We start from the raw sequence: 1198 nt of genomic DNA on the forward strand, positions 1-1198 counted from the left end.
GCCCTGCATGTTTTGGTGCATGAAGTCCTGGGCCATGCGGGCTTGCGTGGCTTGTTTGGCAAACAATTGAACCCCTTACTCGCCAGTCTCTACCGTGAACACGCCAATGTGCGTGAAGCAGCCGACGCCTTGGTGGATCGTTACGGCTACGACAAGCTGCTGGCCGTGGAGGAAGTGCTGGCCGATATGGCACTGCGGGCCAGCCTGACCAAGCAGGCATTCTGGCCGCGCCTGGTGGCGGTAATCCGCAATCTACTGCGCCGGTACGGTTTTGTGCGGCAGTGGACGGACAACGACATAGTGGCGTTGCTGGGCAGCGCACGGCGCTATGTGACAGAGGCGCCGACAGCAGGGAAGGACACAGGCAGGACTGACGGCAAGCCCCTTGCCACGAGCCGGCAGGATGGCCCCGCCCAGCGGATGGCGATGGCGTGGAAGTTGTTGGCGCAGGCGGACGAACTGTTTCGTTTTCCGCGCCCGCAAAGCTTTGACCTGGCCGACATTGCCGCTGAGATTGACCCCGGCCTGAGTGTCGTCGTGGATCAAAAAGCGTATTCCAAAGCCGAGCGCGACGAGCAGAAGATTGCCCAAGTCTGGAAAATGACCATGGCGGACCGCAAAGAAGCCTGGATTATCGAAAACCAAACCGGCGAAGTCTGGATTGATGCCTCTTCACTGGCAAAGGGTCTCAGCGGAGGCGGTAAGCTCTATGCGGCGGTGGCTTCCTATGCGGCAGCCAATGGCAAGGTGTTCATTGGCGACCCGGCTGGCTTGTCTGAGGCGGCCTTGGTCCGTCGTACCGAACAAATGCTGTCGTCGGCGTTAAAAGAAGGCATGACCCAACATCTGATGCCGCATGAACGGCAGATGGCACCGGACAGCTACCAGCCCAACGCCAAGATCAATGACGCCATTCGGCCGATTACTTGGGTACCCGGCGATGATGCGCATAATTTGCTGGAGCTGCTAAAGACTTCCTACCATAATGTCCGTCAGTTAGTGCCGGATGTCGCGAAGGAGTTAAACCATGTCAGCTATAGCTTCGAAAAAGGTCGATTTGAAACCGACGGCGAGCCCGTTGATGACAAATACTTCCAAGAGCTTGCGGGACGGGCTGCGCTGGAACTCCAACGGCACGGTTTCCCTGGTCTTGTCAGTGGAAGAGCAAGCGATAGTGGACAACCGCAAGCGTGGGCAG

The 1198-nt window shown here is 58.3% G+C and carries 1 protein-coding gene; it reads left to right on the top strand.

Annotation, left to right across the window (positions count from 1 at the left end):
- Positions 1–1198, top strand: a 1198-nt coding sequence (locus CSQ89_RS22750) for a hypothetical protein (RefSeq protein WP_308418206.1), incomplete at both ends; no start/stop codon positions are given.

This window comes from Chitinimonas sp. BJB300 (assembly GCF_002735695.1).
Taxonomy (GTDB): Bacteria; Pseudomonadota; Gammaproteobacteria; order Burkholderiales; family Chitinimonadaceae; genus Chitinimonas.